Source organism: Nocardia sp. NPDC050697 (genome assembly GCF_040654395.1).
Lineage (GTDB): Bacteria > Actinomycetota > Actinomycetes > Mycobacteriales > Mycobacteriaceae > Nocardia.
This window is the reverse complement of sequence record NZ_JBFAHY010000022.1, coordinates 1-5,295: the sequence shown is the minus strand read 5'-3', so window position 1 is coordinate 5,295 and position 5,295 is coordinate 1. Positions and strand designations below refer to the sequence as shown.

At 56.8% G+C, this 5,295-nt stretch carries 3 rRNA genes; all 3 read right to left on the bottom strand.

What is annotated here, in order from left to right:
• Positions 1-3: 3 nt before the first annotated feature.
• Positions 4-120 (bottom strand): 5S ribosomal RNA (rrf, locus tag AB0H71_RS33870).
• Positions 121-184: 64 nt separating this feature from the next.
• Positions 185-3,317 (bottom strand): 23S ribosomal RNA (locus tag AB0H71_RS33865).
• 258 nt (positions 3,318-3,575) lie between these two features.
• Positions 3,576-5,094: ribosomal RNA gene (locus tag AB0H71_RS33860) — 16S ribosomal RNA — on the bottom strand.
• The 16S, 23S and 5S rRNA genes sit together here, the layout of an rRNA operon.
• Positions 5,095-5,295 lie beyond the last annotated feature (201 nt).

Genomic DNA, 5,295 nt, shown 5'->3' with positions numbered 1-5,295 from the left:
TTGTTCCGGCGGTGTCCTACTCTCCCACACCCTGTCGAGTGCAGTACCATCGGCGCTGGCAGGCTTAGCTTCCGGGTTCGGAATGGGACCGGGCGTTTCCCTGCCGCTATAACCGCCGTAACTCTGCGAAAGCAACACGGACAGTGTTGTTTCAGAACCGTACAGTGGACGCGTAGCCATCTTTGTTGGTAAGCCCTCGGCCTATTAGTACCAGTCACCTCCACGCATTACTGCGCTTCCAGTTCCGGCCTATCAACCCCATGGTCTGTAGGGGGCCTTAACCACTCGATGGTGGAGAGAAACCTCATCTTGGAACAGGCTTCCCGCTTAGATGCTTTCAGCGGTTATCCCTTCCGAACGTAGCCAACCAGCAGTGCTCCTGGCGGAACAACTGGCACACCAGAGGTTCGTCCGTCCCGGTCCTCTCGTACTAGGGACAGCCTTCCTCAAGTTTCTGACGCGCGCGGCGGATAGAGACCGAACTGTCTCACGACGTTCTAAACCCAGCTCGCGTGCCGCTTTAATGGGCGAACAGCCCAACCCTTGGGACCTACTCCGGCCCCAGGATGCGACGAGCCGACATCGAGGTGCCAAACCATCCCGTCGATATGGACTCTTGGGGAAGATCAGCCTGTTATCCCCGGGGTACCTTTTATCCGTTGAGCGACACCGCTTCCACTTGCCGGTGCCGGATCACTAGTCCCGACTTTCGTCCCTGCTCGACCTGTCAGTCTCACAGTCAAGCTCCCTTGTGCACTTGCACTCGACACCTGATTGCCAACCAGGCTGAGGGAACCTTTGGGCGCCTCCGTTACATTTTAGGAGGCAACCGCCCCAGTTAAACTACCCACCAGGCACTGTCCCTGAACCAGATCATGGCCCGAGGTTAGAAGTCCAATACGACCAGAGTGGTATTTCAACGACGACTCCACACACACTGGCGTGCATGCTTCACAGTCTCCCACCTATCCTACACAAACCGTACCGAACACCAATACCAAGCTATAGTGAAGGTCCCGGGGTCTTTTCGTCCTGCCGCGCGTAACGAGCATCTTTACTCGTAATGCAATTTCGCCGAGTCTGTGGTTGAGACAGCAGAGAAGTCGTTACGCCATTCGTGCAGGTCGGAACTTACCCGACAAGGAATTTCGCTACCTTAGGATGGTTATAGTTACCACCGCCGTTTACCGGGGCTTAAATTCTCAGCTTCGCCCTCACGGGCTAACCGGTCCTCTTAACCTTCCGGCACCGGGCAGGCGTCAGTCCGTATACCTCGTCTTACGACTTCGCACGGACCTGTGTTTTTAGTAAACAGTCGCTTCTCTCTGGTCTCTGCGACCACCACCAGCTCAGACCGCAAGGGTCGTCACCAGCGTTGGTCCCCCTTCTCCCGAAGTTACGGGGGCATTTTGCCGAGTTCCTTAACCACAGTTCTCTCGATCGCCTCGGTATTCTCTACCTGACCACCTGTGTCGGTTTGGGGTACGGGCCGTGTACCAACTCACTAGAGGCTTTTCTCGGCAGCATAGGATCACTGAATTCACCTCAATCGGCTACGCATCACCTCTCAGGCTGTGTGAGACACGGATTTGCCTATGTCTCGCCCTACAGGCTTACACCCGGACAACCATTACCGGGCCCAGCTACCTTCCTGCGTCACCCCATCGCTTGACTACTACAGCCGGGGCCGCGCGCAGCCGCTTTGAGTCTCCCGAAGGAGATCTCGCCGCATTTGGGCGCTTAGCACAACTGATTCGCCATTGGGCGCGGATACACGGGTACGGGAATATCAACCCGTTGTCCATCGACTACGCCTGTCGGCCTCGCCTTAGGTCCCGACTCACCCTGGGCGGATTAACCTGGCCCAGGAACCCTTGGTCATTCGGCGGACGAGTTTCTCACTCGTCTTTCGCTACTCATGCCTGCATTCTCACTCGCACACCCTCCACAACTAGCTCACGCTGCTGCTTCCCAGGATGCACGACGCTCCCCTACCCACCCCCACCACTGGACCATCCCCCGCAGGGAATGGCCGATGTTATGTGGGAGTGCCGCGGCTTCGGCGGTGTACTTGAGCCCCGCTACATTGTCGGCGCAGGATCACTTGACCAGTGAGCTATTACGCACTCTTTCAAGGGTGGCTGCTTCTAAGCCAACCTCCTGGTTGTCTTCGCGACCCCACATCCTTTTCCACTTAGTACACGCTTAGGGGCCTTAGCCGGCGATCTGGGCTGTTTCCCTCTCGACTACGAAGCTTATCCCCCGCAGTCTCACTGCCACGCTCTCACACCCCGGCATTCGGAGTTTGGCTGACTTCGGTAAGCTTGTGGGCCCCCTAGGCCATCCAGTAGCTCTACCTCCGGAGTGAAACACGTGACGCTGCACCTAAATGCATTTCGGGGAGAACCAGCTATCACGGAGTTTGATTGGCCTTTCACCCCTACCCACAGCTCATCCCCTCAGTTTTCAACCTAAGTGGGTTCGGGCCTCCACGACGTCTTACCGTCGCTTCACCCTGGCCATGGGTAGATCACTCCGCTTCGGGTCTAGAACACACGACTCAACGCCCTATTCGGACTCGCTTTCGCTACGGCTACCCCACACGGGTTAACCTCGCCACATGCCACTAACTCGCAGGCTCATTCTTCAAAAGGCACGCCATCACCCACCACCCACCAAAGGATGCACAGGCTCTGACGGATTGTAAGCGTCCGGTTTCAGGTACTATTTCACTCCCCTCCCGGGGTACTTTTCACCTTTCCCTCACGGTACTAGTCCGCTATCGGTCACCAGGGAGTATTCAGGCTTACCGGGTGGTCCCGGCAGATTCACAGCAGATTTCACGGGCCCGCTGCTACTCGGGCATCATTCACGACAGGGAACATGTTTTCGTCTACCGGACTCTCACCGTCTACGGTCGGCCATCCCAGACCAATTCGACTAACACGAACCTTTCTGACTGTCGCCCAGCTCGGCAGAACTGAGAAGAATAACCCCACGACCCCGCATAGACAACGCCTGCCGGCTATCACATCTACACGGTTTAGCCTCATCCGCTTTCGCTCGCCACTACTCACGGAATCACTCTTGTTTTCTCTTCCTGCGGGTACTGAGATGTTTCACTTCCCCGCGTTCCCTCCACACACCCTATACATTCAGATGCGGGTGACACGACATCACTCGTGCCGGGTTTCCCCATTCGGACATCCTCGGATCACAGCTCGGTTGACAGCTCCCCGAGGCTTATCGCAGCCTCCTACGTCCTTCATCGGCTCCTGGTGCCAAGGCATCCACCGAACGCTCTTAAACACTTACAAACAAAGATGCTCGCGTCCACTGTACAGTTCTCAAACAACACACCCGGTTCGAACCGAACCCGAGACCAACACCCTCGACGAGGACTGGTATCAACGGAATCCGAACCGGATCGTATTCTTCTTCCTGGAAAGAAACACTCGCGTGTTCTTTCAGGACCCAACAGTGTGTCGATATAGCGTCTTACGACGCGGCGTCAGCGTTCCACCCGTGAGCAACACCGGGCCACACTCGGACCCGAAATGCTATGTGCTCCTTAGAAAGGAGGTGATCCAGCCGCACCTTCCGGTACGGCTACCTTGTTACGACTTCGTCCCAATCGCCGATCCCACCTTCGACGGCTCCCTCCCACAAGGGGTTAGGCCACCGGCTTCGGGTGTTACCGACTTTCATGACGTGACGGGCGGTGTGTACAAGGCCCGGGAACGTATTCACCGCAGCGTTGCTGATCTGCGATTACTAGCGACTCCAACTTCACGGGGTCGAGTTGCAGACCCCGATCCGAACTGAGACCGGCTTTAAGGGATTCGCTCCACCTCACGGTATCGCAGCCCTCTGTACCGGCCATTGTAGCATGTGTGAAGCCCTGGACATAAGGGGCATGATGACTTGACGTCGTCCCCACCTTCCTCCGAGTTGACCCCGGCAGTCTCCTGCAAGTCCCCGGCATAACCCGCTGGCAATACAGGACAAGGGTTGCGCTCGTTGCGGGACTTAACCCAACATCTCACGACACGAGCTGACGACAGCCATGCACCACCTGTACACCGACCACAAGGGGGCCTACATCTCTGCAGGTTTCCGGTGTATGTCAAACCCAGGTAAGGTTCTTCGCGTTGCATCGAATTAATCCACATGCTCCGCCGCTTGTGCGGGCCCCCGTCAATTCCTTTGAGTTTTAGCCTTGCGGCCGTACTCCCCAGGCGGGGTACTTAATGCGTTAGCTACGGCACGGATCCCGTGGAAGGAAACCCACACCTAGTACCCACCGTTTACGGCGTGGACTACCAGGGTATCTAATCCTGTTCGCTACCCACGCTTTCGCTTCTCAGCGTCAGTTACTTCCCAGAGACCCGCCTTCGCCACCGGTGTTCCTCCTGATATCTGCGCATTTCACCGCTACACCAGGAATTCCAGTCTCCCCTGAAGTACTCAAGTCTGCCCGTATCGCCCGCAAGCTTGGGGTTGAGCCCCAAGTTTTCACGGACGACGCGACAGACCGCCTACAAGCTCTTTACGCCCAGTAATTCCGGACAACGCTCGCACCCTACGTATTACCGCGGCTGCTGGCACGTAGTTGGCCGGTGCTTCTTCTACAGGTACCGTCACTTGCGCTTCGTCCCTGTCGAAAGAGGTTTACAACCCGAAGGCCGTCATCCCTCACGCGGCGTCGCTGCATCAGGCTTCCGCCCATTGTGCAATATTCCCCACTGCTGCCTCCCGTAGGAGTCTGGGCCGTGTCTCAGTCCCAGTGTGGCCGGTCGCCCTCTCAGGCCGGCTACCCGTCGTCGCCTTGGTAGGCCATTACCCCACCAACAAGCTGATAGGCCGCGGGCCCATCTCACACCGATAAATCTTTCCACCACCAACCATGCGATCAGTGGTCCTATCCGGTATTAGACCCAGTTTCCCAGGCTTATCCCAGAGTGCGAGGCAGATCACCCACGTGTTACTCACCCGTTCGCCGCTCGTGTACCCCGAAGGGCCTTACCGCTCGACTTGCATGTGTTAAGCACGCCGCCAGCGTTCGTCCTGAGCCAGGATCAAACTCTCCGTTGAAGACTCACAACCACACCCCCGAAAGGGCGCAATCGAAAGAAAAACGCGAGTCCGAAAACCCAGCAAAACAAAACGCCAGCAAAAAACTTTGCTGACAAAATGTCCCGACCCTCACACGGGGGTGCAAGAAGCCGGGCACCAAATAATCTTTGGCACTGACATTCATCGACACACTATTGAGTTCTCAAAGAACACACGCAC